The organism is Enterococcus sp. 2STP (assembly GCF_032465635.1).
In the GTDB taxonomy this organism is placed as follows: Bacteria; Bacillota; Bacilli; order Lactobacillales; family Enterococcaceae; genus Enterococcus_B; species Enterococcus_B lactis.
In genome coordinates this window covers 1-1,667 of record NZ_JAWDJH010000006.1, presented here as the reverse complement: position 1 = coordinate 1,667, position 1,667 = coordinate 1, and the positions used below count along the sequence as shown (strand labels likewise).

General features: G+C 52.1%; 1 rRNA gene. It reads right to left on the bottom strand.

Going from position 1 to position 1,667, the window contains the following annotated elements:
- Positions 1-68: 68 nt before the first annotated feature.
- Positions 69-1,629 (bottom strand): 16S ribosomal RNA (locus tag RWU19_RS01335).
- Between the last annotated feature and the right edge of the window lie 38 nt (positions 1,630-1,667).

Genomic DNA, 1,667 nt, shown 5'->3' with positions numbered 1-1,667 from the left:
TTGAGAGTAAACCTCTCAAAACTGAACAAAGTAAAAACAAATTGTGTAGTCTCCGTAATATTCCTTAGAAAGGAGGTGATCCAGCCGCACCTTCCGATACGGCTACCTTGTTACGACTTCACCCCAATCATCTATCCCACCTTAGGCGGCTGGCTCCAAAAAGGTTACCTCACCGACTTCGGGTGTTACAAACTCTCGTGGTGTGACGGGCGGTGTGTACAAGGCCCGGGAACGTATTCACCGCGGCGTGCTGATCCGCGATTACTAGCGATTCCGGCTTCATGCAGGCGAGTTGCAGCCTGCAATCCGAACTGAGAGAAGCTTTAAGAGATTAGCTTAGCCTCGCGACTTCGCAACTCGTTGTACTTCCCATTGTAGCACGTGTGTAGCCCAGGTCATAAGGGGCATGATGATTTGACGTCATCCCCACCTTCCTCCGGTTTGTCACCGGCAGTCTTGCTAGAGTGCCCAACTGAATGATGGCAACTAACAATAAGGGTTGCGCTCGTTGCGGGACTTAACCCAACATCTCACGACACGAGCTGACGACAACCATGCACCACCTGTCACTTTGCCCCCGAAGGGGAAGCTCTATCTCTAGAGTGGTCAAAGGATGTCAAGACCTGGTAAGGTTCTTCGCGTTGCTTCGAATTAAACCACATGCTCCACCGCTTGTGCGGGCCCCCGTCAATTCCTTTGAGTTTCAACCTTGCGGTCGTACTCCCCAGGCGGAGTGCTTAATGCGTTAGCTGCAGCACTGAAGGGCGGAAACCCTCCAACACTTAGCACTCATCGTTTACGGCGTGGACTACCAGGGTATCTAATCCTGTTTGCTCCCCACGCTTTCGAGCCTCAGCGTCAGTTACAGACCAGAGAGCCGCCTTCGCCACTGGTGTTCCTCCATATATCTACGCATTTCACCGCTACACATGGAATTCCACTCTCCTCTTCTGCACTCAAGTCTCCCAGTTTCCAATGACCCTCCCCGGTTGAGCCGGGGGCTTTCACATCAGACTTAAGAAACCGCCTGCGCTCGCTTTACGCCCAATAAATCCGGACAACGCTTGCCACCTACGTATTACCGCGGCTGCTGGCACGTAGTTAGCCGTGGCTTTCTGGTTAGATACCGTCAAGGGATGAACAGTTACTCTCATCCTTGTTCTTCTCTAACAACAGAGTTTTACGATCCGAAAACCTTCTTCACTCACGCGGCGTTGCTCGGTCAGACTTTCGTCCATTGCCGAAGATTCCCTACTGCTGCCTCCCGTAGGAGTTTGGGCCGTGTCTCAGTCCCAATGTGGCCGATCACCCTCTCAGGTCGGCTATGCATCGTGGCCTTGGTGAGCCGTTACCTCACCAACTAGCTAATGCACCGCGGGTCCATCCATCAGCGACACCCGAAAGCGCCTTTCAAATCAAAACCATGCGGTTTCGATTGTTATACGGTATTAGCACCTGTTTCCAAGTGTTATCCCCTTCTGATGGGCAGGTTACCCACGTGTTACTCACCCGTTCGCCACTCCTCTTTTTCCGGTGGAGCAAGCTCCGGTGGAAAAAGAAGCGTACGACTTGCATGTATTAGGCACGCCGCCAGCGTTCGTCCTGAGCCAGGATCAAACTCTCATAAAAAGTTCGAACAATCTTGCGATTGTTAAGCTCAATTTGTT